We start from the raw sequence: 25,773 nt of genomic DNA, 5'->3' as shown, positions 1-25,773 counted from the left end.
GAGGAGCAGGGTGTGCGTTCGCCGAGGCATGTGGTGGTGTTGCCCGCCGTGGCCGGTGCGCTGATGCTGACCGGGTGCGGCGGTCAGTCGACCGCGCCGGCGCCGTCGCCCGGGGTCACCACGGTCACCACCGAATCGCGCGAGGGCATCGACGCGGCGATCAAGGTCTGCCATCAGGTGATCACCTCGGCCGGGGTGATGGTGCGCGATTACAACGCCTTCATCGTGCGACTCAACGACACGCAGGACTACGCCGAGATCGACAAGGAGGACCGGTACGCCGTCGATACGTTCAACACCGGCGCCGATCTGGTGCGGGAGGCGCTGACTCCGCAACTGCCCGATGACATCGAGCAGAAGGTGCACGATTTCCTCACCGCCACCGAGCAGTTGTCCGAGCAGGTGAGCAAGCGCCACAAGATCGCGCTGAACAGTGCGATGGAGCAGTGGAGCCGGCAGCGGACCGGGCTGATCGACGCCTGCGGCGAGTTCATGCCGACCGGAACCAATTGACCGGCGCGCGACGCGCAGAAGCGTCGCGGGGGAGAACATCGCGCGATCGGGCGCTGGACCCTCTACGCTGGACCGAAGGGGTCGCTGCTGCGGCCTCCGGCGCGCGGAACCCCCGCGTCGCCGCACAGACGAACCAGGAGGTCGCACCCGGTGGTAGCCACCACGGAGGACGGTAATGTCGGAAAGCTCGGATTCACCAAAGGAATGGTGATTCAGGAGCTCGGGTGGGATGAGGACACCGACGACGACCTGCGTGCCGATATCGAAGACGTGATCGACGACGAGATGCTCGACGAGGATGCGGTCGACGTGATCGACGCCGTGCTGCTGTGGTGGCGCGACGGCGACGGCGATCTGGTCGACGCCCTGGTCGACGCGATCACTCCACTGGCCGAGGGCGGCTTCATCTGGGTCGTGTCCCCGAAGACCGGCAAGGACGGCTACGTGGACCCGAGCGAGATCGCCGAGGCTGCACCGACCGCCGGACTGAGCCAGACCAAGGTGATCAACCTGGGTGACTGGTCGGGTTCGCGTCTGGAGTCTCGTTCGCGCGGTAGACGCTGATGAGCGGACCCGTACCCGTCGGCGCGACGGCGCCGGACTTCGTACTGCGCGATCAGAACAATCAAGAGGTCTCACTGGCCGCGCTGCGCGAGCAGGGCCCGGTACTGGTGGTCTTCTTCCCGCTGGCGTTCACCGGTACGTGCGAAGGGGAACTGGGCTACATCCGCGATCGGCTGCCGGAGTTCACCGCCGACGGTATGAGCACCGTCGCGGTCTCGGTGGGGCCGCCGCCCACGCACAAGGTGTGGTCGTCGGCCCAGGGCTTCCTGTTCCCGATCCTGTCCGACTTCTGGCCGCACGGGGCGGTGGCGCAGGAGTACGGGGTGTTCGACGAGGTGCGCGGCATCCCCAATCGCGGCACCTTCCTGGTCGACCGCGACGCCACCGTGCTGTTCTCGGCGATGGTCGGGCCCGGTGAGGCCCGGACCGCCCAGACCTGGGAAGCCGTCCTCGGCGTCGTCGCCCCATAGCTGCCGGTAGCTGCCAGGCACCCGCGGCCCGGCCGGGGTGCCCTACTTCTCGGCAGGAGTCTCCACGACCGGCTCGATCGACTTGATCAGGCAGCCGTCGGGCGCCTGATCCTCGGCCGGGAAGGCGGTGGCCAGCGCCGTCGAGATCATCCGCGCCCGCTGCACGTTGCCTTCGGCGGTGAAGTGGACCCCGTCGGAGAACCAACTCTGGTCCACCTCGCCAGCCAGATCGTAGATGCGCAGATTCGGGTAGCGCTTGCACGCCTCGACCAGGGCCCGGTTGAACCGCTGCATCGCGCGGTTGTTGTACGCCGGGTTCTGATTCAGCTGATTGGTGATGACCGTCGGCCACAGCACGGGCTGACCCTTCAGCGGGGACAGCAGCCGGTCGATCCGCATCGCGGCCGGACCGGGACCGCCGACCTCCATATTGGCGGCGTCGTTGATGCCCATGTTCATCACCCAGCAGCCCTCCCAGCCGTTGTCCAGATCGGTCTGGATCGACTCGGCCGCATTGGGTGCACCCTCCAGGCGCTCGAGGCTGGAACGTCCGCCGACCACATCCATGCGCACCACTTTGGCGCCCACGCGGGTGTACTGGGCGGTCAGCCGCTTGCGGGGATCGGGCTGCATCTCCGGTTCGGTCATCCCCAGCGCGGTGGAGTCGCCGACGTGGATCACCTCGGTGCACTCGGTACGTCGTTGGGCGGCAGGCAGCGTGGGACCGACCGGAGCGGTGGCCGACTCGTCGACCAGATCGCCGATGTCTTCCTGATGCTCGAACGAGAGTGCTCGCACCACGGCCATGTCCGGATGCAGCATGGTGGTGCCGACCAGGACGGCGACGGCCAGCGACAGCAGACCCAGCACCGAGCCGACCGATCGCCGCAGCCGGCGCCGGGTCGTGCGCGGACGCGGATCGGGGATCACCACCACAAGCTTCTCGTCGATGGCCGGGCCCTCGGTGTCGGCGGTGGCTTCGGCGACAGGAGCCTCGGCGCCCTCCGCGCCGTCGGTATCGAGGGAGTCGTCGGGATCGAGGGTGTCGTCGGGGTCGGGGGTCTCGTCGGCGTCGATCGCCGGCATCTCCAGAACCACCATCTCCAGCGGCAGCGAGTCGCTGTCGTGCGCGGGCTCGGCGGCCGGAGCGGGACCCTCGTCGAGGCTGCTGAGCTCGGTCTCGGCGGTCTGGTCGTCGGCCGCGGCATCGTCGAGGGTGTGGCCGCCGGTGAGAACGTCGGACAGGTCGATCGGCTGCTCGACGATACTGCTCACGCGCACCGGGCCGGCCGGAACCGAGTCGGGGGCGTCGGCTGGCGGATCGGCCGGATCAGCAGCCGTGGTCTCTGCGTTCTGATCTGGCGTGGGGCCGGACCGAGGCGAGACCACGGGGGAGCGGTGCGGATCGGGGTCGTCGTGCCGTCCGGTCAGAGCATTACGGAAGCCGTAGCGGCGGATCGGATCCTCCAGGTACCGCCACGACAGAGCGGCCAGCAGCACCGTCAGCCCGACGACCAGCGGAACACTGAGCCACGGCGAGTCGGTACGCACCGCCAGGGGCACAAAGGCCACCACCGGCATGTGCCACAGGTACAGCCCGTAGGAGCGTTCCCCGATCCACACCAGCGGCGGCAGGCTCAGCAGGTTGGCGACCAGGGTGTCCGGGGCCACGGCTGCGGCCAGGATCGCCATGGTGGCCAGGGTCAGTGCCGCGATCCCCCAGCTGTACAGGCTCATCGAGTTGTCTCCGGTGGTGATCACCAGGTAGACGATCGCGGCGATACCGGCCAGACCGGCCACGTCCAGCCAGGTGCGGCGATCCTGGTCGACGGAGTGTTTGCGGGCCGGCCACCAGAACGCCATGGCTGCACCCAGCAGCAGACCCCCGGCGCGGGTGTCGGTGCCCTCATAGGCGCGGGTGTTGTCGAAGGCGGGCGAGGCCAGTGAGTAGAGCAGATAGAAGGAGATCAGCGCCAGGATGACGGTCAGGATCGTCATCCCCATGCGGCGTTTGATCACCGCGTACATGGCCAGCATCATCAGCGGCCAGAAGATGTAGAACTGCTCCTCGATCGACAACGACCACATGTGGCTCAACGGGCTGGGTCCGCCGAACCGGTCGAAATACGAGTCGTTGGAGAAGATCGTGTACCAGTTGTTCACGTAGAACAGTGCGCTCAGCGCCTCCCAGAGGTAGCCCAGGAACTCCTTGGGGAGGGCGATCGCCGAGGTCACCAGCGTAGCGACCAGCACCAGGATCGAGGCCGGCATCAACCGGCGGAAACGGCGGATCCAGAAACTCTTGAGTCCCAGTCCGCCGGTGCGCTCGTGGGAGAAGACCAGCAGCGAGGTGATCAGATAGCCCGACAGCGTAAAGAACATGCCCACACCCAGCAATCCGCCGCTGAACCCGGGGACGTCGAGGTGGTAGAGCACCACGAAGATGACCGCCAGGGCCCGCAATCCGTCGAGAGCAGGCAGATACGACGTCTGGTTGTGTGTCGGTCGTGGCATGCTTCGCGCGCCCCCTGTTCTGATCGATGCCGGTCACGGTAGGACGCCCCGCTCCCCGCGAGGTTCGTCCGCCGAATGTTTTCAGCTTGAGCAGCGGTGTCCCCGGGGCACCGCCGCGACCGGATCAGTCTACGGTGTGGGGGTAGATCTTACGGAAAGGCGCTGGCCAGACCGGCGGCGTAGAGCCGGTTGCGGGCCGCCGAACCGGTGCCGGAATAGTGGATCCCGTCGTCGGTGAACCAGCCCGGCTGGGTCTGGGCGGCCAGGTCCATCACCCGCAGATTCGGGTAGCGCTGTGTGGCGCGGCGCAGCGCCTGGTTGAAGCTGGTCATGTTCTGCTCGCTGTAACCGTTGACCGACGGGCTGCGGGTGGACACGGTGGGCCACAGCACGCGCTGGCCGTCGAGCGTGCCCATCACGCGGTCGATGCGCTCATCGGCGTGCACCGTGCTGCCCACCCCGATGTTGGCAGCGTCGTTGACGCCCATTGCGATCACCCAGCAGCCGCGATGGCCCTTGGCCTGTTCGGAGGCGATGGCCTCAACCGCGTTGGGCGCGCCGTTGACACGCTCGACGATCGAGCGGCCGCCGTCGGCGTTGAGGACGGTGCGGGTCACGCCCACGGCGCGGTACTGCTCGCTGAGCCTGGCCGCGGGATCGCCGACGGTGGCCGCGTCGTCGATACCGACCGACGTGGAGTCGCCGATGTGGACCACGGTCGAACACGAGGTGGTGCCGTTGCCGCCCCGCGGGCCGTCCGGCCGCAGATTGTCGGGATCGAGGAGGCTGTTGAGGCCGGGGAGATTCGCCGAGCCGTTGCTCGTGCCCTCCTGCAGGAGCCGACCGACGGCACCGAGCGCCTCGGCGGCGGCATCGGCGGGCTCGGCGTAGGCCGCCGGCGCGGCCAGGCTCAGGCCCAGACCGGCCAGAGCGGCGACGCCCAGCGCCGCAACGGCATGGCGAAGCGGACGGCGGGTACGCGAGGACAGCTTGATCTCAGGAGTCACAATAGAACCATTGCAGCCTACCTGCCCCATCTGTTTCAAGCCGGGGCGGCATCGGATCGATCACGAAACGATCGCCGAGCGCTTCGGGGTCAGATCATGTAGTGCAGATTCGCGACGATCTTCTCGCCGAGCGCGTGGTCGCCCTCGATGTGCACCGAGGCAGGATCGGCCGTCGAGCGTCCCCCGATCAGGCGCGCGTAGTCGACCAGGTCGACCCGCAACGTGACATCGGCCGGACCGTCCAGGGCCGGGACCAGTGCCGCGCGATCCTCGACGGCGATGTGCACCGCCCGCGGGACCAGGCCGGTGAAAGCGACGGTCACGGCGGTACCGGCGGAGGCTCCGACGCGTTTGCCGACGATGAACGGCAACGAGGCGGCCATCTCCTTGCGGGCCGCGGTGGCCGGCACCACGTCGTCGGGCACGCCCAGTCCGAGGCTGTCGCGGATGTCGATCTCGTGGGCCCAGCAGTCGAAGACCCGCACCCGCATGAAACGCCCGTAGCTGTCGGGGCCGACCGGTGTCTGGGTCTCGGCATCCCACTGCTGAACGGCCAGTCCGTCCAGTGCGGTGAGGCGCTGGGTGGTGACCTTGGCGAAGTCGTCCATCAACTGCTGGCGGGAGCGGGCGCGGTAGAAGTCGAGCCAGTGCTCGTTGAACTCGCCGATCGGATTGCGCACGTGATCGAGGGTGGAGACGTCGCGCGTCGGGGCCACCTCGCGGCCGGTCAGCATCCATTCGGTGCCGACGATGTGGGCGTAGATATCGCTCACGCTCCAGCCGGGCAGGATCGACGGGGCCGCCCACTGCTCGTCGCTGAGCGAGTGCGCCAGCGTGTCCAGTACGGACCACTCCTCGCGCAATGCGTCGATCACGGGTTTACGGGGAACGCGAGTGATCATCGGGAACCTCCTTGGCGGGCTGAGGATTTCACGCTAACCCCGATGCGGCAATAGCGCCCGGATTCTTCTCGGCGCGCCCTGGATTCGGGTGTGCCCGGGAAGGCCTTCTCCGGCCCGCCGGGGCCTGGTCGCCGGTGCGCAATGACGTTGTCCGAGCCGGCTGACTGCGGGTCTGTCACAGGCCTCGCAGGTCCGCCGAACGGGTCGCGAGGAGGCAGGTGGTGCGCGCAGTAGGGATCGAACCTACGACCGCTGGTGTGTAAAACCAGTGCTCTACCGCTGAGCTATACGCGCATGGTCGACTGCAGTGAAAGATACCGTCCGGGCCGACGGGTCCCAAACCCGCCACCGGTGCGGCGGCTGATCGCGGGGTTCGGGTGCACCCCGGCGAGGGGATCCCTACGTTGGACGGTAGGCCCTCGATCCGCCCCGGGTGCGGCGGCGACCGGTGGCACGCGTACCGCACCGTGCGGTGGCGACCAGAGATGGGGAGGAACGACGATGTCGTTGAAGGAACTGCTCGCCGGAGCCAAGGAGTTGCTGGCGCCGGTGCCGACCGGGTTGTGGATCTCGAATCAGTCGGTCCCGGCCGCGTCGGGGAAGACCTTCCCGGTGCTCGATCCGGCGACCGCACGCCCGCTGGCCCAGGTGGCCGACGCCGGCGTCGAGGATGCGCTCCGCGCCCTGGACACGGCCGCCGGCGCCGCGGCGGGATGGGCGGGCACCGCCCCGCGCGAGCGCGGCGAGATCCTGCGCGCAGCCTTCGAGGCGGTGACCGCCCGGGCCGATGAGTTCGCGCATCTGATGACGCTGGAGATGGGCAAGATCGAGCCGGAGAGTCGCGGCGAGGTGACCTACGGCGCCGAGTTCCTGCGCTGGTTCGCCGAGGAGGCGGTGCGCGTCATCGGGCGCACCTCGGCCGCACCGGCCGGCAACGGCGAGATCCTGGTGATCAAGCAGCCGGTGGGTACCGCGCTGGCGATCACCCCGTGGAACTTTCCGCTGGCGATGGGTACCCGCAAGATCGGCCCGGCCCTGGCCGCCGGCTGCACCATGCTGGTCAAACCCGCCAGCGAGACGCCGCTGACCATGCTGCTGCTGGCGCAGGTCTTCGCCGACGTCGGACTGCCGCCGGGGGTGCTGTCGGTCCTGCCGACCACGTCGTCGTCGGAGGTGTCGTCGGCGTTGATGTCCGACGACCGTCTGCGCAAGGTCTCGTTCACCGGCTCCACCGGTGTGGGCAAGATCCTGATCCGCCAGTCCGCCGATCAGGTGCTGCGCACCTCGATGGAACTGGGCGGCAACGCGCCGTTCATCGTGTTCGACGACGCCGACCTGGAGGCGGCCGTCGACGGGGCGATGGCGGCGAAGATGCGCAACGGCGGGGAGGCGTGCACCGCGGCCAACCGCTTCTACGTCCAGCGCGGCATCGCCGCCGAGTTCACCGCCCGCTTCACCGCCCGGCTCGAAGCTATGAGGGTGGGGCCCGGATACGACGACGGCATCGATCTGGGCGCGATCGTCAACGCCGGCCAGCTGGAGAAGATCGCGGGACTGGTGAACGATGCCGTGGCCGCCGGAGCGAGGCTGCATGCCGGCGGCGAGCCCCTGCCCGGCCCCGGATACTTCTATCCGCCGACGCTGCTGACTCAGGTGCCGGCCGACTGCGAGATCGTCCACGAGGAGATCTTCGGCCCGGTGGTGGTGATCTCCGAGTTCGACACCGAAGAGCAGGTGCTGGCGCTGGCTAACGACACGCCCAACGGGCTGGCCTCGTACTTCTACACCCGGGACCTGGACCGGGCCCGGCGCGTCGCGCAGGCCCTGGAGTTCGGGCTGGTGGGAGTCAATCGCGGCGTGATCTCCGATGCGGCGGCACCGTTCGGCGGGATCCGGCAGTCCGGACTCGGAGTGGAGGGCGGTGTCGAGGGGATCGACGAGTACCTGAACCTCAAGTACATCGGCCTCTGACTCCGGGCTTTCGGCGGCGGCCCCGTTCGGGGGATAATCGGCGCATGATCGTCCGCCCTGCTCGCTGCGTCCGCCCCGGGTTCATCGCCCTCACCGCCACGGCGGCCATGCTGGTCGCAGCCCTCGGGGCCGGCGCCGGTTCGGCGGCGGCCGCCCCGCCGTATCCGGTGGTCATCGATGCTGCCGTCGCCACGGTGACCGGAGACCTGCAGCCGGCCGAGACGGTGCCGCCGGGCGCCAATGTGCCCGGCTGCCGTAGCGAGCAGCCGCCGGTGGTGCTGCTGCACGGAACCGCGCAGAACCAGATGTCGGCGTGGCAGTACCTGGCGCCGACGCTGGCCAATGCCGGCTACTGCGTGCACAGTCTCACCTACGGACAGACCAGCTGGAGCGGTCAGGTCGGGGGACTGGGACAGCGGGAGAAGTCGGCCCGGCAGGTCGCGGCCTTCGTCGACCGGGTCCTGGCGTCCTCGGGTGCCGGCCAGATCGACCTGATCGGTTTCTCCCAGGGCAGCGCGGTGGCGCAGCTGCTGAGCCAGCTGCCCGGACGGGCTGCCCAGATCCGGCATCTAATCGGGCTGGGACCGTCGAACAAGGGGGTGTCCACGGTCGGGTCGATCGCCGACCGCCTGCCCGCCCGCGGGCCCGGTGTCAACGACTGGGGGCCGCTGCACCCGGGGATCGACTACCTGATGGTGATGACCCGGTACGACGAGGTCGCCGCACCGTACACCAACGGTTACCTGCCGGCCCGGCCCAATGTGCGCAATGTGGTGGTGCAGCAGCAGTGCCCGGGTGACCGGGTCGGCCACATCGGGCTGCCGTACGACAGCTGGGTGGCCGGCACCGTCGTCCATACTCTGGCCGGCACCACCGGAGAGCCCCGCTGCACCAACGGTTTCGGATACTGATCCGGCGTCTGGTCGGTCGGGATAGAGGGAGAAGCATGCAGTTCGAGGTAGTGGTCGACCGCACCGAGCGGGTGCAGAAGTGCACCATTCTGCCGCTGGCCTACCGGGACGACTTCGAGATCCGGCGGGTACGCCGCGGCGCACCGGTGGAGCCGCTGACCGGTGACCTGCTGCTGCACCCGGACGGCGAATCGCTGGCCACGCTGGGACCGCGCCTGATCGCGGCCGGCCCCGTGGGCAGGCTCTCGGCGATCGACTGCATCTGGAAACAGCTCGACGGCTTTCTGAGCTGCATCGGCCGGCCGCTGCCACAGCCGGCCGCCATCCCGCCGGGTTTCGTGACGGCCTACCCGCGCAAGAACAAGGTGGATCTGGACCCCGACGGGGGGCTGGCCACCATCGAAGCGCTGTTCATCGCCGCGGCGTTCCTGGGGGTCTGGGACGAGACGTTGCTGGCCGAGTACTATTTCGGTCCGGCTTTCCTGGAGGCCAACCGCGAGGTCTTCGCCCGCTACGGCCTGGGGCCGGATGCGCCGGAGCCGGCTGACCGGGCCCGGCGATCAGGCCTGATCCCAGAACGCAGGCGCGCGGCGGGCGAAGTCGATCGCCGCACCGCCGGTCAGCAGCCGCGCCGGCTCGGGATCGCTGCGCAGGATCCGCTCCAGCGCCGGCGAGTCCGGTAGGGGCCCGTCCCCGGCGACGACGACGATGTTGCCGCTGCGCCGCCCCTTGAACATCGACGGATCGGCGATCAGCTCGATGTTGGAGAACGCTTCGGCGATGGTGGCGACCTCGCGCCGCACCGATTGAAGATCCCGCCGGTCGCCGCAGTTGGCCAGATACAGCCCCCCGGGGGCCAGGAGGCGGCGCACCGCGCGGGTGAACTCGACGGTCTTGAGGTGCGCTGGGGTCACCGACTCGGCGAAGACGTCGCGGATCACCACATCGCGGGTGCCCTCGGTGAGGGCCTCGACCACCTCGCGGGCATCGCCGACCCGGATCCGCAGCCGCGGTGCGCGCGGCAGATCGAACCAGTCGCGCGCCAGGCGGGCCAGTTCGGCGTCGATCTCCACGGCCACGTGCCGCGACTGCGGATAGCGGTGGGCCAGCGACCGCGGCAGTGCGCAGGCGGCCGCACCCAGATGCAGCATGCGCAGCGGCGCGGTGCGGTCGGGATGAGCATCGTCTAGGGCGGCCGTCATCTGCCGCATGTACTCGAATTCGAGGTTGGCCGGATCGAACGGGTCGACGTGGCTGCTCTGGGCCCCGTTGATCGTCAAGAGCCAGCCGCCGACGCCGTCGTCGGCCAGTTCTGCTGTGCCGGTGGAGATCTGGAAGACTCCGGCTTCCGGTCGCGGTGAGGTGGCCATCGCATCGATGGTAGTCGCCGGCGCCGATACCATCGTCGTCGTGCAGGCAGGGACGGCGACGGCGATCGGGATGGCGGCGGGGACGGCCGCCGATCTGGTGTTCGCCGATCCGCAGCGCGGCCATCCGGTTGCGCTCTTCGGATCGGCGGTGGCGGCATCCCAGCAGTGGACCTATCGCGATTCGCGGGCCGTGGGGGCGGCGTTCACCGCATTCTGGGTGGGTGCGGCGGCCGCGGTCGGGGGCTTCGCCGGGCGACTGGGGCCGGCCGGGGTGGCCGGGGCGACGTTCTCGGCGCTCGGCGGCACCACGCTGGGCCGGATCGGCGAGGAGATCGCGTCGGCGCTCGACTCCGGTGACCTGGAGGGTGCGCGGGCGTTGCTGCCGAGCCTGGTCGGCCGCGATCCGAGCCTGCTCGACGAGGCCGGGATCTGCCGCGCCGCTGTCGAATCGATCGCCGAGAACACCTCGGACGCCACGGTGGCACCGCTGTGCTGGGGTGCGCTGGCCGGTGCCCCGGGGCTGCTGGGATACCGGGCGGTGAACACCCTCGATGCGATGATCGGCTATCGGTCGAGCAAGTACGCGAACTTCGGCTGGGCCGCTGCCCGCACCGACGACGTCGCCAATCTGGTGCCCGCCCGCCTCACCGCGCTGCTGGCCGCGGTCCTCAGCGGCCATCCACTCCGGGCAGCCCGGGCCGTCCGCGCCGACGCGCACCGGCACCCCAGTCCCAACGCCGGGGTGGTGGAAGCCGCCTTCGCCGGGGCGCTGGGCATCTCGCTGGGGGGAACCACGGTGTACTCCCACGGCTCCGAGGATCGCCCGGTCCTGGGCAGCGGCCCTGCGCCGCTGGCGGCGGACCTGCGGGCGGCGGTGCGTCTGTCCCGGCGCGTGCAACTGGCCAGTGCCGTGGTCGCGGTGATCGGTGCCGTCTCGGCTCGGTGACGACTCGGCCACAGCAGAGTTGGTGCGTCACATCAGACCCTAGCGTCGCATCCAGACGCAGCGTCTGATCATCCGGATCCGGCCGCGTCCTGGGGAAGGACACCGAATGCCACGGACACTGCAGAGAAGGACACCGAGAGTCGGGCGGGTGAGTACCGCGGTGCTGGGCGCCGCCGGAATGCTGGCGGCCGCACTGGTCGCCGGCCCTGCCGCTGCCGCCGGCACCGGCACCGAGCTCGTGGGCCAGGCGCTCGGTGACTGCCGCGCCGAATTCACGCTCACCAACTACACGAATTCGACCTACTACCAGCCGGACTGGTGGTTCGCCTCCGAAGGCCTCGGAGAGGACGGCGGCACACCGCCGGAGGCTCCGCCGCCCTACGAGCTGCCGTGGCGGGTGGTCGGCAGTACCGGCACCAAGTGGGCGTTCGCGCGCTGGATCGGCAATCCACCGCTGCACTCGGAGGTCGGCGAGGGCGTGGCTCGCTACACACCGGGTGGCAGCGTGAAGTTGTCGTCGACCGCGCAACCGGACGGCAAGGTCAGCACCGCCACGATCGATGTCGCGGCGGCGGAGAATCCGGTGGCCCCGCCGCCGAGCGCCGAGGGCACCTACACCATCTGGTACCGCATCGGCAATGGCACCTCAGAAAAGGACCGCGTCCTGCCGAAATCACTGGTCGTGACCGGATGTAAGACGCCCGGCGGTCACGGTTCGCACGGGGGTCACGGTTCGCACGGGGGCAACAGCTCGCACAGTGGCAACGGCTCGATGTCGAACGGCTCGGTGGTGCTCGACGTTCTCGGGACGCTGCTGAACACCGGGTCGTAGACACCGGCTCCGGACCCGACCACGGAGGTCGGATTCCTCCGGAGGGGGCGGGGTGGTCTCAGCGGCCGTAGCGGCGGGCCAGTTTGGCCTGCACGTCATCGTCGTCGGTGTCGACGACGATGCCGGTGCCGACCTCGGCGTTGGCCCGCGGTTCGGCGGTCCCGGCCGTACTCACATCGCGCAACTCCTCCCGGATGCGCTTGCGCTGGCCGGCCCGGCTGTGCGGGTCGGGGCCGGCTCCTGCGGCAGCCGTGTCGGCGGTGCCGGTTCCGCCGGCCTCGGCGGCCCGCAGCGCCCGGCGGTGCTTGACCTCGGCCCAGATGAAATAGCCCACGCCCAGCGGCGCCATTATGCCGAAGGCCAGCCACTGCAGGCCGTAGGACAGGTAGGGGCCCGATTCCATCTGGGGGAGATCGATCACGCCCAGACCGCCGGGCTGGTCGGGGGTCAGCTGCAGGTAGTACGGCGCGAAGTCGGTGCCAGAGATCCGGGACAACTGGGCGGTGTCGAGGGTGTAGGCGGTCAGCCGGCCGTCCTCGTAGCGGGGTTCCTTACCCGGGCTGGTGCCCTGGGATTTCCGCAGCCGGGCATCGATGGTGATCTGACCGTCCGGCGCACCGGGCACGGCGACCACCCCGTCGGCTCCGGGCCGGACCCAGCCGCGGTCGACCAGCACCACCTGATTGGTTCCGGCGAGCTGGAAGGGCGTGACGAACTCGGCGGCGGGGCGCTCATTGACCGAGCGCAGCCGCATCATGATCTGCTCATCGGGCAGATAGCGGCCGGTCAGGCGCACCTCACGCCATTCGTCGTCGGCGGCCAGCGACCGGCCGGGGGCCACCAGCTCCTCCAGCGGGACCGCGTCGATCTGGGTGGCCGACCGCAGCAACTCGTTGCGGTGCTCGGTCTCGGAGTTCTTCCCCAGCTGCCAGGGCGCCAGGATCAGAAAGCAGGCCGCCGCGAACGCCAGCACCAGAACGGTGGTCAGCAGCCATCCCGGTCGCAGCAGAGTCCTCAGCAGTTGCACACCTGCCAGGATACCGAGTTACCGCGGTCGACCGGTCGCCTGGATCAGTCGCGTTCGGCCAGGGTGGCGTGGATCCACGCCAGCAGGCCGGGGACGGCGGCTTCGATCTGCTCACGCACCAGCACGAAGTCTTCCGGGCCGCCGTAGTAGGGATCGGGCACGTCCTCGCCGTCGGCCGCCGGATCGAAGCTGCGCAGCAGCCGCACGCGCTCGCTGCGGCGTTTGCGGGACAGTTCCCGCACGTGCCCGGCGTCCAGGGCCACCAGCAGGTCGGCCGACAGATGATCAGGGCCGAGCTGTGCGGCCACATGCGCATCGGAGTATCCGTGCGCCAGCAGTTCGGTGCGCGCCCGGTTGTCGGCGGGCTGCCCGATGTGCCATCCGCCCGTACCGGCGCTGCTGACCCGCACGCGATCGGCCAGACCGGCGTCGGCGATGGCGCCGGCCATGATCGACTCGGCCATCGGTGAACGGCAGATGTTGCCGGTGCACACGAAACAGATGTGCAGCCTCGGTTCAGCGGAATTGTCAGACACCCAGTACCTCGCGCAGTTGCGGGACCGTCTCGACGGTCCACGTGGCTTCGTCGACCTCACCGGGCCGGGCGTAACCCCACGACACGGCGATGGTGGGCAGCCCCAGCGAAGCGGCACCGACCACATCGTGGGCACGGTCGCCGATCATGATCACGGGGGTCGCCATCGGCTCCGATCCTAGTCTGTCCACGCCCAGCATGTTCAGGGCTCGCGCGATGACTTGGGCCTTGGTCCGGCGGCTGCCGTCGTCGCTGGCCCCGGCGATGGCGCCGAAATGCCCGCTCAGCCCGAAATGCTCGAGCACCTTGGTGGCGATGTGCTCGTTCTTGCTCGTGGCGATCGCCAGCGTCCGGCCGGCGGCGACCAGGTCGGCCAGCAACTCGGTGATCCCGTCGTAGACCGAGTTTTCCCGGTAGCCCAGGACGTCGTAGCGTTCGCGGTAGACGGCGACGGCCCGCTGTGCCTGGTCGCCGGTGAATCCGGAGGCCACCATCGAATCGAGCAGCGGCGGTCCGACGATGCCGGCGAGGAAGTCCTCGGTCGGCTCCGGGGCGCCCATCCGGTCGAGGGCGTGCCGGAAGGAGGCGTGGATGCCGGGGGCGCTGTCGGAGACGGTGCCGTCCAGGTCGAACAGCAGGACGGTGGCCGGGTCGGCGGGGTCGGGGAGGGGGTTCGCGGCGAGGTCAGGGTCGTCGTTCACAGCCTCCATGGTGCCCGTAGGGTCTGAAGCCATGTCGCACCCCCATCGCCGACCCGCCGAAACCGAACTGCTGGCGCCGGAGCGGCACGGGGACGCCGACGCCGAAGCCGGGGTGCTCGACTTCGCGGTGAACGTCCAGCCCGGCCCCCCGGGGTTCGTCCGGACCGCGCTGGCGGCCCGGCTCGACCAGCTGGCCGCCTACCCGAGCCGCACCGATGAACGCCGTGCCGTCGGCGCCGCGGCGGCCCGCCACGGCCGCCGCCCCGAGGAGGTGCTGCTGCTGGACGGGGCGGCCGAAGGCTTCGAGTTGCTCGCGCGTCTGGCGCCCCGCCATGTGGCACTGATCGAGCCGTCGTTCACCGAACCGGGCCGGGTGCTGCGGGCCACCGGCGCGCGGATCAGCACGGTCGTGCTGCCGGCGCCCTGGCACCTGGATGCCGAGCTGGTACCGGCCGACGCCGATCTGGTGGTGCTGGGCAATCCCACCAACCCCACCTCGGTGCTGCATCCGGCCGAGCAGATCCGCCGGCTGTGCCGGCCCGGCCGGCTGGTGGTGGTTGACGAGGCCTTCGCCGATCTGACCGCGGACCCGGTCACCGGGCGGCGGGAACCGGAGTCGCTGGCCGCAGCGCTGCCCGACGGGGTGATCGTCATCCGGTCGCTGACCAAGACCTTCGGGCTGGCGGGGCTGCGCATCGGCTATCTGCTGGCCGCCCCGGCGGTGATCGCCCGCCTCAGCGCCGGTCGGCGGCACTGGCCGCTGGGCACCCTGGCGCTGGCCGGACTGACCGCCTGCCTGAGCGAGGAGGGCGACCGGTACACCGCGGCGCTGGCCGAACGCCTGGCCGTCGACCGGGGCCGGCTGCTGGCGGCGCTGGCCGAGACCGACATCGAGGTGTGCGCACCGCCGCACGGCCCCTATGTGCTGATCCGGGTGCCCGACGGCCTCGGCGTCAAGGCCGCTCTGCGTGACCGCGGGTTGGGGGTGCGCAGCTGCGCCAACTTCACCGGCCTGAGCACCGATCACCTGCGTGTGGCCGTACGCTCGGAGGCGGAGACCGCGACCCTGATCGCCGGTCTGCGGGATGTACTGACATCGACGCCGGGCCCGTCCTGATCGGCGGCCCGGCCGGATCGAGGAGAAGCATGACGGTGACGCTGGGCGCACTCATAGACGCCCTGGAGCGGGCCTACCCGCCGGCGCTGGCCGAATCCTGGGATGCGGTCGGACTGGTCTGCGGGGACCCCGACGATCCGGTCGACACGGCCCTGGTCTGCGTCGATGTGACCGAGGCGGTGGTCGATGAGGCGTTGCGGCTGGGCGCGCAACTGATCGTGGCGCACCACCCGCTGCTGCTGCGCGGGGTGGAGTCGGTGGCCGCCTCGACCCCGAAGGGGCGCCTGATCCACCGGCTGATCCGCGGCGGCTGCGCCCTGTATTCGGCGCACACCAACGCCGACAAGGTGCGCGGCGGGGTCTCCGATGCGCTCGCCGACGTGCTCGGTGTGCAGCACACGGTGCCGCTGGCGCCCGAACCGGTCGTCCCGCTGGACAAGTGGGTGGTGATGGTCCCCGAAGGCAGTGCCGAGCAGGTCAGCGAGGCGATGTTCCGCGCCGGCGCCGGGGCGCTGGGGGAATACCGCAACTGCCAGTGGAGCGTGGTGGGTACCGGACAGTTCCTGCCGGTGGATGCGGCCCGCCCGGCGATCGGCGCCCTGGGGGAGCTGACCCTGGTGGACGAGGAACGGATCGAGATGGTGGCCCCGCGTGGGCGGCGCAGCGCCGTCCTGGCGGCTCTGCGCGGCGCCCATCCGTACGAGGAGCCCGCCTTCGACGTCTTCGCACAGGTGGCCCTGGACAGCGATATCGGATTGGGCCGGGTGGGCCGGCTGGCCGCGCCGATGTCCCTGGCCGAGTTCACCGACCACGCCGCCCGGGTGCTGCCGCGGGCCCCGTGGGGCATCCGCACCGCCGGCGATCCGCAAGCCACGGTGCAGGTGGTGGCGGTGTGCGGTGGCGCAGGCGATTCGCTGATCGATGCCGCCACCGCCGCCGGAGCCGATGTCTATCTCACCGCCGATCTGCGCCATCACGTGGTCGACGAGGCACTGCGCGCCGGCAGTCCCGCACTGATCGACGCCGGCCACTGGGCGACCGAATTCCCCTGGTGCACCACCGTCGTGGAACTGCTGGCCGACCACGGCTGCACCGCTGCGGTGTTCGCCCCGTCCACCGATCCGTTCACCGTGGTTCCGGAGCGCCGGTGATCACCGGACCGGTCTCGCCGCACGCCCACCGAACCTCTGAGAGGCTGATCTGATGAAAGCCGCGCCCGCACAACAGCGCCGACTGCTCGACCTGGCCGACCTGGACGCCGAGCTGGCCCGTGCCCGGCACCGCAGCGCCCACCTGCCCGAAGATTCCGCTCTGGCCGAGGTCGATGAGGAGCTGGGCCGCGCCGAACAGGACGCGGCGACCGCGGCGGCTGCGGTCGCCGCGCTGACCACCGAATACGAGCGCGCCGATGCCGAACTGACCGGGATGAGCGAGCACGCCGACCGGGACCGCGCCCAGCTCGCCGCGGGCACGCTCAACCACAAGGCCCTGGCCGAACTGCAGCATGAGCTCGCCGGCCTGGACAAACGGCGCGAGCTGCTCGAATCGGACATCCTGGAGATCATGGAGCGCCAGGAGGCGCTGGAACTGGAACTGCAGCGGGCTCAGGCGACGGTCACCGTGGTGCAGGAGCGCCGCTCGGCCGCGGTCGTGGCGCGCGATCATGCGCTGGCGGCCACCGAGAACGAGATCACCGAATTCCAGCGGCGCCGCGATGAGATCGCCGGGGAGATCGACCCGGGTCTGGTCGCGGTGTACGAGCGGCTGCGGGCCCAGGGCCGGGTCGGCGCCGGACTGGTCCGGCAGCGCCGCTGCGGGGCCTGCCGGATGGAACTGGATCCGCACACCCTCAACGCCATCGCCGCGGCGCCCGAGGATGCGGTGGTGCGCTGCGAGGAATGCGACGCGATCATGGTGCGCACCGACCAGTCCGGGCTGCCGGCCGGTCCGGGCGGTCAGCGATGAGCACGCCGAGCTGGCAGGGGCAGATCGACCAGCCCACCCGGCTGCTGTTGCTGCGGCACGGGCAGACGGCGCTGTCGGTGGATCGCCGCTACTCCGGGCACGGGGACCCCGAACTCACCGACCTGGGCCGCACCCAGGCGGCCGCGGCCGCGCAGCGGCTGGCCGAGCGCGGCGATATCGACGTGGTGGTGTCCTCCCCGCTGGGGCGGGCCCGGGCCACCGCGCAGGCCGCCGCCGATGCGCTGGGGCTACCGGTGCACGTGCACGACGGGCTGATCGAGACCGATTTCGGCGAGTGGGAGGGGCTGACCTTCGGGGAGGCGGCCCGGCGCGATCCAGACCTGCACCGGCGCTGGCTCGCCGATGTGCAGGTGCCGCCGCCGGGCGGCGAGAGCTTCGCCCAGGTGGCCGCACGGATGGCGACGGCCAAAGCCGATCTGCTCGAACGCTATCGGGGTGCGCGGATCCTGGCCGTCTCGCATGTGACGCCGATCAAGACGCTGCTGCGCGATGCGCTCGGTGTGGGACCGGAGCTGCTGTTCCGGTTGCACCTGGATCTGGCGTCGCTGTCGATCGCCGAGTACTACCCGGACGGGGGCTCGGTGGTGAGGCTGGTCAACGACACCGCCCACCTGGTCTGATCCTGCTGTCGCGGCAGCGGACCCGGGCGGGATATCCTGGTGGACGCGAACGAGCCGGCCGGGCGGCCGCGGCAACGGAACCGCGCGGTGCACCGCGCAGGCCGGAGTCGAGGAAAGTCCGGACTCCACCGAGCAGGGTGGTTGCTAACGGCAACCCGGGGCGACCCGCGGGAAAGTGCCACAGAAAGTAGACCGCCGGCGGCGGTGGACCGCGTGTTCACCACCGCGGGTAAGGGTGAAAGGGTGCGGTAAGAGCGCACCAGCGCCGCAGGTGACTGCGGCGGCTCGGTAAACCCCACCCGGAGCAAGGCCGAAGTCCGCACCGCTGGCCGGTGCGGGTGCGCGAGTGTTCGAGGACTGCTCGTCCGAGCTCGCGGGTTGGCTGCTTGAGGTACCCGGCGACGGAGTGCCCAGATGGATGGTCGCCGCTGACCCCGGTCAGCACAGGATCCGGCTTACAGGTCGGCTCGTTCGCCCCAGACCGGTCCGGTGAGAGTCCGGCCCGCTCAGAGTCCGGCCCGTTCAGAGTCCGGCGTAGACGGCGACCGGCTGCCCGCCGACCGAATGCACCTGCACCGTCGTCTCGAAGATCTCACTGAGCAACTCCTCGCGCATGATCTGCGCCGGACTGCCGACCGCGGCGATCGTGCCGTTCTTCAGCGCGAGGATCCGGTCGGCGTAGGCGGCGGCGAAGTTCAGATCGTGCAGGACGACGACGATGGTGCGCTCGAGCTCGTCGGCGGCGCGCCGCAGCTGCCTCATCATCGACACCTGGTGGCGGATGTCGAGGTTGTTCAGCGGCTCGTCGAGCAGGATCACCGGGGTGTCCTGGGCCAGGGTCATCGCGACGAAGGCCCGTTGGCGCTGACCGCCGGACAGCTCGTCGAGGTAGCGCTCGGCCAGCTCGTCGAGCTGCAGGAAACTGATCGCCTCGGCCACCAGACGCCGGTCCTCGTCGGTGAGCCGTCCGCGCGAGTAGGGGAAGCGGCCGAAGGCGACCAGATCGCGCACCGACAGCCGGGCACCGACTCCGTTGTCCTGGCGCAGGATGGCCAGCCGCTGGGCGGCCTCGCGCGGTTTGAGGGCGAGCAGATCCACCCCGTCGAGGGTGGCCGTCCCCGAGGACGGGGCCAGCAGGCGGCCCAGGATGGTCAGCAACGTCGATTTGCCGGCCCCGTTCGGGCCGACCAGGGCGGTGAGGCCGCCGTCGTCGAACCGGCCGGTGACCGGGCCGAGCACCAGTTGCTGGGCATAGGACTTGGTGAGGTCACGGAACTCGATCACAGCGAACCCTTCCGGAACAGCAGCACGGCCAGGAACAGCAGACCGCCGCAGAACTCGATGACGACGGTCAGCATCACATCGGTGCCGAAGACGTCGGTGTTGATCAGGAGCTGGCCCAGCGCCAGGGTGAGGATGCCCAGCAGCACGGCCATCGGAATGACCGCCCGATGCCGCCAGTCGCCGGCCAGCTGGTAGGCCAGGGTGGCGATGATGAACCCGAAGAAGGTGAGGGGGCCGACCAGTGCGGTGCTGACCGCCATCAGTACCGCGATCATCACCAGCGCACCGGTCAGTTCGCGACGATGATTCAATCCCAGCCCGGTCGCCGGTTCCCGGCCCAGCATCAGCACGTCGTACACCCGGCGGCGGCGCCAGGCGATCACGGCGACCACCAGCACCAAGGTTCCGGCAATCGGCAGCAGCGCGGCGTTGACGTCGGAGATGCGGCCATACATGTTGAGGAAGAGCGCATCGAAGTCGGTGGGCGAGAGCAGCCGCTGCAGAAATTCGGCGACGGACCGGAATGCCAGGCCCAGCACCACACCGGTGAGCAACAGCAGGAACAGGCTGCCGAAACGCCCGGAGAAGAGCCAGCCGTAGAGCGCCACCGCGAAGACGATCATCGCCGCGGTCTGCATCAGGAACTGCGGCACCGTATCGGAGTTGGCGATGAACTCGGCACCGATGACGCTGACCGCGACAGTCTGGATCAGCACGTACAGCGAGTCGAAGCCGATGATCGACGGGGTCAGGATGCGGTTGTGGGTGACCGTCTGGAACAGGACGGTGCCGATGCCGGCGCTGACCGAGGCGATGACGATGGCGATCGCGGTGTTGACCCGCCGGCCGAAGGTGAGCCCGAAGGTCTGTTCCACCTCCAGACCGTGCAGACCGTTGCGCAACAGCAGGAAGGCCGCCAGCGCCGCGGCGGCCAGCACCGCCGCGAGCACCAACCGGGCCTGCCAGGGGATACGCGTACTCCTGCCGCCCTCGATCGACGGCGCGGCGGTCGCCGAGTCAGAGAGCGACACGAGACCTCCCGGACAGCAGGATCGCCAGGAAGGTCACCGAACCGACCACTCCCAGGGTCACCGACACCGGAATCTCCATCGGGGCGACCACTACGCGGCCGATCAGATCGCAGCCGACGATCAGCACGGTGGCCAGCACCCCGATCCACGGCAGGTTGGACCGCAGATCATCGCCGCGCAGGGCGCTGATGAGGTTGGGCACCACCAGCCCCAGGAACGGGATGAAGCCGACCACCACCGAAGTGACGCCGCTGGCCAGGGCGACCATGCAGACCCCGACGGTCAGCACCAGTCCGTACCGCACCCCGAGACTGACCGCGACGTCGCGGCCCAGGCCGGCGACGGTGAAATAGTTGGCCAGAACAAAACAGGCCGCGGCGATGACCGCCACCGCCCAGAGCGGCTCGTAGAAGCCGCGCACGACACTGTTGAAGCCGCCCGAACGCCATGCGGTCATCGACTGCAACAGCTGGTACTTGTTGGCCAGGAAGGTGGCGGCCGCCCCGACCACCGCGCCCATCATGATGCCCACCAGCGGGACGATCGCCGAGTTGCGCGCCCGGATCCCGGAGATCACGGCCAGAAAGACCATCGTGCCCAGCAGGGCGGTGGCGGTGGCCACGACCATCTTCACCAGCGGCGTCGACTCGGGGATGAGCAGCCAGCACAGCAGCACCCCCAGGCCGGCCCATTCGGCGGTGCCAGCGGTGGTCGGCTCGACGAAGCGGTTCTGGGTCAGGCGCATCATGATGACCCCGGAGAAGCTCATCGCCACCCCCGCGAAGATCAGGGCCAGGGTGCGCGGGACCCGGGAGATGAAGAACATCCGCCACATCTGGGGGTCGCCGGAGAGCAGGCCGGCGACGGTGATGTGGTACTCGCCGACCAACAGCGACCCCAGGAGCAGCAGGATGGCGCTGACGGCCAGGGCCGGCAACAGCCAGCGGCCGCGCACCTACGCCGCGTCGCCGAGGGCGTCGGCGATCTGCTGGTAACTCTGCCCGTAGGACTGGATGCCTTCACGGACGTAGAACTCGGGGTCGAGGTAGATCACGTGGTCGTTCCGCATGAACTCGGTGCCGGCGAAGGCCTCCTGCGCGGCGAAGACCGAGGCTGCCGGGGTCGGCCGGTCGCCGCCGGAGGTGACCGCGGCATCGCGATCCATGACGATGACCCACTGCGGGTTCGCCTGGGCGATCGCCTCGGGGGTCAGCCCCGAGTTCTGGTGGTGATCGCCGGCCTTCCCGGCGAAGACGTCTTTGAGATCCAGGGGTGCCACGAACGGTCCCAGCCGCTTGGCGCCGTTGTCGATCTTGCCGCCGCTGACGATGGACAGGAAGACGGTCTGGCCGTGGCTGGCGGCCTTGGCCGCGTCGAGCTGCTTGGTGAAGGTCGCGTTGATCTGTTCGGCCTGCTGCTGCTTGCCGAAGATCTCGCCCAGGGTCGTGGTCTGCCGGAGCAGGGCCTCCTGGCGTCCGCCGGGCGCATCGTCGGAGGCGGCGATGTCGAGGGTGGCCCCGCCGGTCTGATCGGTGATCTTGGTCAGGTCGTCGGTGTATTTGGCGAAGCGGTAGCCGGCGATGATCAGGTCCGGGTCGGCGTCCTCGATGACCTCCATCTTCGGCTCGTTATGCGAGCCGACATCGGCGATGTCGGGATCGTCGATCCAGTCGGCGAACTTCGATTTGGCGAGCAGCCCCTTGGGCACGGCCACCGGGGTCACCCCCATGGCCTGTACGGTCTCGGCCGCGGTGTTGTCCAGCAGGACCACCCGGGTCGGGTTCCGGGGCACCTGGATCTGGCCGTTGGTGGCCTGCACCGTGAGGGTGTCCCCGGATGCGCCGGTGCCCGACGACGACGAACAGGCCGTCAGCACCAGGATCAGGGCGGCGAGCAGCGCCGGCAGGGTGATGGATCGGACAGTGGGCCGAGACATGGGGAATCAACTTCCTTCGACGATCGGGCAACAGCGCCAACGAGTTACTTAGCGCAGGCTACCCTAGCCGGTCGAGGGTGTGGTCCTCGGTCAGCGTTCGGCGAGGTAAGTCTGCACGGCGGTGCGGCCGCGCTGCTCCTCGCGTTCGTCGAGCCGACCCAGGATCAGCAGCGCGCGCGGCGGCAGATCCGGGGTCTGGGCCGCCCGGGCGATCTGCTCCCGGTTGATGACGGTGTCCTGGAAATCCCCCAGCAGTGACTGGATGCGGGCCGCCCGTTTGCCGACCTTGCCGGCCCTGGGATGGTCGAGCCCGGCGACCGCACCGGCGGTGTACCGCACGGCTTTGGCGCGTCGGCGGATCCGATGCACCTGCGCCACCCAGTCCGGGGACCACGGCGGCAGGGCGGAGAGCTTCTTCTCGGCTTTGCGCAGCCGTGTGCGGGCCGCGGCCAGTCCCTCGTCGGCGACCTTGTCGGCGCGGCGGGCGGCATCGGGGCCGGGTACCGGATTGGCGACCAGGTCGTCGAGGGCATCCAGCAGGCGCAGATAGCGGCTGGTGGACATGGCGTAGCGCACCGACCGCAGGGCGCGCTCCTGGCGGGCGATCTCGTCGTCGATCAGCACCGCCTGCAGCTGCTCGGGAACATCGTGTTCCCCGGCCAGCAGCCTGGTGTTGATCTCCAGCTGCACTTCGCGGTCGCGGGCCTCGCCGAGCACCTCGCCCAACGCCTGGAGTTCAGCGGTGAGTCCGGCGGTGCTGTCGGGGTCGGCGATCTGCGGGAACGAGGTCAGGATGGACCGGAGCCGACGGCTGTTGACGCGCATCTGGTGCACCGCATCCCAGGCGTTCTCGCGCACCAGCGGATCGGTGGCGACCAGCGCGGTGACGTGTTCACCGACGGTGTGGACCAGAAAGTCCAATGCGGTGGGCTTCTTGGGCAGCGTGCCCGGGGCGTGCACATGGGGTTCGGTGCCGATGGCCCGGGCCAGTTTGGAGGAGCTGACCGCCGGGCGCGCCCCGGCCGAGCCCAGGAGTTTGTCGGCGGCCTTGAGCAGCTTCTTGCCGCCGCCGGTGAGCTCGAACTCCCACTCGGCCCATTCCTGGGTGTGCTGGCTCTGGTGGGCGTGGGAGATCACGCGGTCCTGACAGAACTCGGCCAGGGAGGTGCCCTGGGCGTCCCGCAGAACGGTGACGGTGCGTTCGCTGGTGATCTCGGCGACCGGGATCAGGTCGCGGTCGCGGACGATCGCCATGATCGCGTGGCGGATCGCTGCGGGCACCTCCTGCTCGGCCGGATCGGTGGACGGGTCGGTGAACGGCACGGCCAGTTCCCGGCGCACCGTACCGGAGCCGAAGGCCTTGCCCGGACGCTTGAGATGCCAGCCGGCATCGGTACCGCCGGTGCGCCGGCGCAGCGTGATCTTGCGCGCGGCCAAGTCGTGCCCGATGGTGTCGAGGTAGGTGGCACGCAATTCGAAGCGCTGCGGCTGCGCAACCGAGCCGTCGGGGACCAGGGCGGCAAGATCGGGAACCGGATGGTCGACGTCGACGTCGAACTTCAGTTCCACTTCGAGGGACTCGTGTGCGCTCAAGATGTGCCTCCTGCGGCGAAATGGTCGGTGGCCGTGACCAGACGGTCGACGATCCCGGGTTCGAACGAAGCATGACCGGCGTCGTCGACGATCTGCAGGGTGGCCTGCGGCCAGGCGCGGTGCAGGTCCCAGGCGCTGCGCATCGGGCAGACGACGTCGTACCGCCCCTGCACGATCACGGCCGGTATGTGCTGCACGGCAGCGATGTCGGTCAACAGCTGGGCCTCCCGGAGAAAGCCGCGGTTGACGAAGTAGTGGTTCTCGATGCCGGCGAAGGCCAGCGCGAAGCGGTCGCCCTCGCCGTCGGTCTCGGGTGCGGGCAGCAGATGGCTGGTCCGGTTCTCCCAGCGCGTCCAGGCCAGCGCCGCCTCCTGGGCCAGGGCGGGGTCGTCGCCGGTGAGCAGGCGATGGTAGGCGGCGACCAGGTCGCCGTCGCGCTGCTCGGGCGGGATCGGCGCCAGATAGTGCTCCCACTGGTCGGGGAACAGCTGGGCGGCGCCGCCGTTGTAATACCAGTCGATCTCGCTGCGCCGGAGCAGGAAGATGCCGCGCAGCACCATCTCGGTGACCCGTCCGGGATGTATCTGGGCATAGGCCAGCCCGAGCGTCGAACCCCAGGATCCGCCGAAGACCTGCCAGGCGTCGATGCCCAGGTGCTCGCGCAGCAGTTCCAGATCTGCTACCAGCGCCCAGGTGGTGTTGACGGCCAGGGCCGCGCGCAGGGCGGCCGGTCCGTCGGCGGCCGCATCGGCCAGGTGGGGCCGCGACCGCCCGCAGCCGCGCTGATCGAACAGCACGATCCGGTAGCGCGCGGGATCGAAGAACCGGCGCTGCTGCGCGCTGGTGCCTCCGCCGGGCCCGCCGTGGACGAAGACCACCGGTCGCCCGTCGGGGTTGCCGGAGGTCTCCCAATAGATCTCTTGACCGTCGCCCACCGGCAGGTACCCGTGCGAGTACGGCTCGACGGGCGGGTAGAGAGTGCGCATGGGTCCCAGCCTATCGGCCGGTGCAGGAGTGCGACGGTGCTGCGGGCGAGCCGGCCGCGATGGTCCGATCGGCTGCGGCGCCGGTCAGTAGCAGTGCTCGGGGGCGGGGAAGGTGCCCTCGGCGACCTCGGCGGCGTAGGTGCGTGCCGCTCGGGACAGTTCGTCGCCGACCTGGCCGTAGCGCTTGACGAACTTGGCGGTGCGGCCATGGGTGTACCCGGCCATGTCCTGCCAGACCAGGACCTGCGCGTCGGTCTCGTGTCCGGCCCCGATACCGACCGTCGGGATGGTCAGCTTGCGGGTGATCTGGGCGGCGAGTTCGGCCGGGACCATCTCCATCACCACAGCGAACGCACCGGCCTCCTGGACGGCGATCGCATCGGCGATCAGCTGGTCGGCACCGGCGCCGCGGCCCTGCACGCGGTAGCCGCCCAGAGTGTTGACGCTCTGCGGGGTGAAGCCGATGTGGCCCATCACCGGGATGCCGGCCGCGGTCAGCGCGGCGATCTGCGGGGCGATCCGCTCGCCGCCCTCGAGTTTGACGGCGTGGGCGCTGCCTTCTTTGAAGAAGCGGATCGAGCTCTCCAGGGCCTGCTGCGGGCTCACCTCGTAGCTGCCGAACGGCAGGTCGGCGACCACCAGGGCGTGCGGGGCGCCGCGGACCACAGCGCGTACCAGCGGCAGCAACTCGTCGATGCTGATCGGGACCGTGGTGTCGTAGCCGTAGACCACGTTGGCGGCCGAATCACCGACCAGCAGGACAGGGATCTGCGCGTCGTCGAAGATCCGGGCGGTGGAGTAGTCGTAGGCGGTCAGCATCGGCCACTTGTGGCCTTCGGCCTTCCACTGGGCCAGATGCGGCAGGCGGGTGACCTTGCGGGGAGCCTGATCAGTCTGGGGGGACGAGCCGTAGACGGGTGCGTCGGACATGGTTGCCTCATTTCTGCCTCGAGTCCC

General features: G+C 69.9%; 24 protein-coding genes, 1 tRNA gene, 1 other RNA gene and 1 pseudogene. 12 read left to right on the top strand and 15 right to left on the bottom strand.

What is annotated here, in order from left to right:
* Positions 1-12 precede the first annotated feature (12 nt).
* From GOHSU_RS06350 to GOHSU_RS06340, 3 genes are all read left to right on the top strand, one after another.
* Positions 13-513, top strand: a complete 501-nt coding sequence (locus GOHSU_RS06350) for an Rv2240c family protein (RefSeq protein WP_005938576.1) — start codon at positions 13-15, stop codon at positions 511-513.
* 150 nt (positions 514-663) lie between these two features.
* A complete protein-coding gene (locus GOHSU_RS06345) occupies positions 664-1,077 on the top strand; it encodes a DUF3052 domain-containing protein (RefSeq protein WP_005938573.1) in 414 nt (137 codons plus the stop codon).
* On the top strand, positions 1,077-1,547 hold the full coding sequence (locus GOHSU_RS06340; protein ID WP_005938570.1) for a peroxiredoxin: 471 nt from the start codon (positions 1,077-1,079) through the stop codon (positions 1,545-1,547). Before GOHSU_RS06345 ends, GOHSU_RS06340 begins: the two co-directional genes overlap by 1 nt.
* 42 nt (positions 1,548-1,589) lie before the next feature.
* Here the strand turns inward: GOHSU_RS06340 and GOHSU_RS06335 are convergent, their stop codons facing one another.
* The 4 genes from GOHSU_RS06335 to GOHSU_RS06320 form a co-directional block, all read right to left on the bottom strand.
* Positions 1,590-4,061 carry an acyltransferase family protein gene (locus tag GOHSU_RS06335; RefSeq protein ID WP_005938567.1) on the bottom strand — a complete coding sequence of 824 codons (2,472 nt, stop codon included), beginning with the start codon at positions 4,059-4,061 and terminating at the stop codon, positions 1,590-1,592.
* 149 nt (positions 4,062-4,210) lie between these two features.
* The gene (locus tag GOHSU_RS06330) at positions 4,211-5,068 is read right to left on the bottom strand and encodes an SGNH/GDSL hydrolase family protein (RefSeq protein WP_005938564.1); all 858 of its coding nucleotides are present in this window, start codon (positions 5,066-5,068) and stop codon (positions 4,211-4,213) included.
* A gap of 89 nt (positions 5,069-5,157) precedes the next feature.
* Positions 5,158-5,970, bottom strand: coding sequence for a maleylpyruvate isomerase family mycothiol-dependent enzyme (locus GOHSU_RS06325; protein WP_005938561.1), 813 nt, complete (start codon positions 5,968-5,970; stop codon positions 5,158-5,160).
* A 219-nt stretch (positions 5,971-6,189) separates the two neighbouring features.
* A tRNA-Val gene (locus GOHSU_RS06320) sits at positions 6,190-6,264 on the bottom strand.
* A 207-nt stretch (positions 6,265-6,471) separates the two neighbouring features.
* Between GOHSU_RS06320 and GOHSU_RS06315 the strand changes: the two genes are divergently transcribed.
* Positions 6,472-7,941 (top strand): NAD-dependent succinate-semialdehyde dehydrogenase, encoded by a 1,470-nt coding sequence (locus GOHSU_RS06315; RefSeq protein ID WP_005938558.1) that lies wholly within the window; start codon positions 6,472-6,474, stop codon positions 7,939-7,941.
* 44 nt (positions 7,942-7,985) lie between these two features.
* Positions 7,986-8,852 carry an esterase/lipase family protein gene (locus tag GOHSU_RS06310; RefSeq protein WP_005938555.1) on the top strand — a complete coding sequence of 289 codons (867 nt, stop codon included), beginning with the start codon at positions 7,986-7,988 and terminating at the stop codon, positions 8,850-8,852.
* 560 nt (positions 8,853-9,412) lie between these two features.
* On the opposite strand, the gene GOHSU_RS06305 is transcribed toward GOHSU_RS06310, so the two are convergent.
* Positions 9,413-10,222, bottom strand: a complete 810-nt coding sequence (locus GOHSU_RS06305; RefSeq protein ID WP_024332830.1) for a spermidine synthase — start codon at positions 10,220-10,222, stop codon at positions 9,413-9,415.
* Between the two features lie 7 nt (positions 10,223-10,229).
* Here GOHSU_RS06305 and GOHSU_RS06300 point away from each other — a divergent pair, with 7 nt between their 5' ends.
* Together GOHSU_RS06300 and GOHSU_RS06295 are read left to right on the top strand one after the other, a co-directional pair.
* The gene (locus GOHSU_RS06300) at positions 10,230-11,168 is read left to right on the top strand and encodes a cobalamin biosynthesis protein (protein ID WP_005938545.1); all 939 of its coding nucleotides are present in this window, start codon (positions 10,230-10,232) and stop codon (positions 11,166-11,168) included.
* Between the two features lie 148 nt (positions 11,169-11,316).
* Positions 11,317-12,000 (top strand): hypothetical protein, encoded by a 684-nt coding sequence (locus GOHSU_RS06295; RefSeq protein WP_245551689.1) that lies wholly within the window; start codon positions 11,317-11,319, stop codon positions 11,998-12,000.
* A gap of 58 nt (positions 12,001-12,058) precedes the next feature.
* Here the strand turns inward: GOHSU_RS06295 and GOHSU_RS06290 are convergent, their stop codons facing one another.
* Genes GOHSU_RS06290 through GOHSU_RS06280 form a run of 3 tightly spaced genes read right to left on the bottom strand, consistent with a single transcriptional unit; the run spans position 12,059 to position 14,272 of the window.
* Positions 12,059-13,027: an SURF1 family cytochrome oxidase biogenesis protein gene (locus GOHSU_RS06290; protein WP_005938539.1), complete on the bottom strand. Its 969-nt coding sequence runs from the start codon at positions 13,025-13,027 to the stop codon at positions 12,059-12,061.
* 44 nt (positions 13,028-13,071) lie between these two features.
* Positions 13,072-13,563, bottom strand: coding sequence for a low molecular weight protein-tyrosine-phosphatase (locus GOHSU_RS06285; protein ID WP_024332829.1), 492 nt, complete (start codon positions 13,561-13,563; stop codon positions 13,072-13,074).
* A complete protein-coding gene (locus GOHSU_RS06280; protein WP_005938535.1) occupies positions 13,556-14,272 on the bottom strand; it encodes an HAD hydrolase-like protein in 717 nt (238 codons plus the stop codon). The genes GOHSU_RS06285 and GOHSU_RS06280 overlap by 8 nt, the downstream gene beginning before the upstream one ends.
* A 22-nt stretch (positions 14,273-14,294) precedes the next feature.
* On the opposite strand from GOHSU_RS06280, the gene cobC reads away from it, so the two are divergent.
* The 5 genes and pseudogenes from cobC to rnpB all read left to right on the top strand — a co-directional run bounded on the left by cobC (position 14,295) and on the right by rnpB (position 18,460).
* Entirely contained in the window at positions 14,295-15,380 is a 1,086-nt protein-coding gene (cobC, locus tag GOHSU_RS06275; protein ID WP_005938533.1) for an Rv2231c family histidinol phosphate aminotransferase CobC, read from the top strand.
* A 29-nt stretch (positions 15,381-15,409) separates the two neighbouring features.
* A complete protein-coding gene (locus GOHSU_RS06270) occupies positions 15,410-16,531 on the top strand; it encodes a Nif3-like dinuclear metal center hexameric protein (RefSeq protein WP_005938531.1) in 1,122 nt (373 codons plus the stop codon).
* A gap of 52 nt (positions 16,532-16,583) precedes the next feature.
* A complete protein-coding gene (locus GOHSU_RS06265) occupies positions 16,584-17,345 on the top strand; it encodes a zinc ribbon domain-containing protein (RefSeq protein ID WP_005938529.1) in 762 nt (253 codons plus the stop codon).
* Positions 17,267-17,986: pseudogene (locus tag GOHSU_RS06260) on the top strand (bifunctional RNase H/acid phosphatase); the annotation flags it as partial. The gene GOHSU_RS06265 and the pseudogene GOHSU_RS06260, both read left to right, overlap by 79 nt.
* A gap of 50 nt (positions 17,987-18,036) precedes the next feature.
* Positions 18,037-18,460: RNase P RNA component class A (gene rnpB / locus GOHSU_RS16255), an RNA gene on the top strand.
* 48 nt (positions 18,461-18,508) lie between these two features.
* Here rnpB and GOHSU_RS06255 read toward each other — a convergent pair.
* The 7 genes from GOHSU_RS06255 to panB form a co-directional block, all read right to left on the bottom strand.
* Positions 18,509-19,270 carry an iron ABC transporter ATP-binding protein gene (locus GOHSU_RS06255; RefSeq protein ID WP_005938524.1) on the bottom strand — a complete coding sequence of 254 codons (762 nt, stop codon included), beginning with the start codon at positions 19,268-19,270 and terminating at the stop codon, positions 18,509-18,511.
* Positions 19,267-20,301, bottom strand: coding sequence for an iron chelate uptake ABC transporter family permease subunit (locus GOHSU_RS06250; RefSeq protein ID WP_005938522.1), 1,035 nt, complete (start codon positions 20,299-20,301; stop codon positions 19,267-19,269). The genes GOHSU_RS06255 and GOHSU_RS06250 overlap by 4 nt, the downstream gene beginning before the upstream one ends.
* On the bottom strand, positions 20,288-21,256 hold the full coding sequence (locus GOHSU_RS06245) for an ABC transporter permease (protein ID WP_005938519.1): 969 nt from the start codon (positions 21,254-21,256) through the stop codon (positions 20,288-20,290). Before GOHSU_RS06245 ends, GOHSU_RS06250 begins: the two co-directional genes overlap by 14 nt.
* Positions 21,257-22,237 (bottom strand): ABC transporter substrate-binding protein, encoded by a 981-nt coding sequence (locus GOHSU_RS06240; RefSeq protein ID WP_005938517.1) that lies wholly within the window; start codon positions 22,235-22,237, stop codon positions 21,257-21,259.
* A 90-nt stretch (positions 22,238-22,327) separates the two neighbouring features.
* Entirely contained in the window at positions 22,328-23,830 is a 1,503-nt protein-coding gene (locus GOHSU_RS06235; protein ID WP_005938515.1) for a CYTH and CHAD domain-containing protein, read from the bottom strand.
* Positions 23,827-24,816 (bottom strand): prolyl aminopeptidase, encoded by a 990-nt coding sequence (gene pip / locus GOHSU_RS06230; protein ID WP_005938514.1) that lies wholly within the window; start codon positions 24,814-24,816, stop codon positions 23,827-23,829. The genes GOHSU_RS06235 and pip overlap by 4 nt, the downstream gene beginning before the upstream one ends.
* A gap of 84 nt (positions 24,817-24,900) precedes the next feature.
* Positions 24,901-25,746 (bottom strand): 3-methyl-2-oxobutanoate hydroxymethyltransferase, encoded by an 846-nt coding sequence (panB, locus tag GOHSU_RS06225; protein WP_005938513.1) that lies wholly within the window; start codon positions 25,744-25,746, stop codon positions 24,901-24,903.
* Between the last annotated feature and the right edge of the window lie 27 nt (positions 25,747-25,773).

The organism is Gordonia hirsuta DSM 44140 = NBRC 16056, from assembly GCF_000333015.1.
Taxonomy (GTDB): Bacteria; Actinomycetota; Actinomycetes; order Mycobacteriales; family Mycobacteriaceae; genus Gordonia; species Gordonia hirsuta.
This window is presented reverse-complemented; position numbering and strand designations above follow the sequence as displayed.

Bases quoted from the DNA above. Each gene is read 5' to 3' on its own strand.
- GOHSU_RS06340 (WP_005938570.1), top strand. From the start codon at position 1,077: ATGAGCGGACCCGTACCCGTCGGCGCGACGGCGCCGGACTTCGTACTG.
- GOHSU_RS06335 (WP_005938567.1), bottom strand. From the start codon at position 4,061: ATGCCACGACCGACACACAACCAGACGTCGTATCTGCCTGCTCTCGAC.
- GOHSU_RS06325 (WP_005938561.1), bottom strand. From the start codon at position 5,970: ATGATCACTCGCGTTCCCCGTAAACCCGTGATCGACGCATTGCGCGAG.
- GOHSU_RS06315 (WP_005938558.1), top strand. From the start codon at position 6,472: ATGTCGTTGAAGGAACTGCTCGCCGGAGCCAAGGAGTTGCTGGCGCCG.
- GOHSU_RS06310 (WP_005938555.1), top strand. From the start codon at position 7,986: ATGATCGTCCGCCCTGCTCGCTGCGTCCGCCCCGGGTTCATCGCCCTC.
- GOHSU_RS06305 (WP_024332830.1), bottom strand. From the start codon at position 10,222: ATGGCCACCTCACCGCGACCGGAAGCCGGAGTCTTCCAGATCTCCACC.
- GOHSU_RS06300 (WP_005938545.1), top strand. From the start codon at position 10,230: ATGGTAGTCGCCGGCGCCGATACCATCGTCGTCGTGCAGGCAGGGACG.
- GOHSU_RS06280 (WP_005938535.1), bottom strand. From the start codon at position 14,272: ATGGAGGCTGTGAACGACGACCCTGACCTCGCCGCGAACCCCCTCCCC.
- cobC (WP_005938533.1), top strand. From the start codon at position 14,295: ATGTCGCACCCCCATCGCCGACCCGCCGAAACCGAACTGCTGGCGCCG.
- GOHSU_RS06270 (WP_005938531.1), top strand. From the start codon at position 15,410: ATGACGGTGACGCTGGGCGCACTCATAGACGCCCTGGAGCGGGCCTAC.
- GOHSU_RS06265 (WP_005938529.1), top strand. From the start codon at position 16,584: ATGAAAGCCGCGCCCGCACAACAGCGCCGACTGCTCGACCTGGCCGAC.
- GOHSU_RS06240 (WP_005938517.1), bottom strand. From the start codon at position 22,237: ATGTCTCGGCCCACTGTCCGATCCATCACCCTGCCGGCGCTGCTCGCC.
- pip (WP_005938514.1), bottom strand. From the start codon at position 24,816: ATGCGCACTCTCTACCCGCCCGTCGAGCCGTACTCGCACGGGTACCTG.
- panB (WP_005938513.1), bottom strand. From the start codon at position 25,746: ATGTCCGACGCACCCGTCTACGGCTCGTCCCCCCAGACTGATCAGGCT.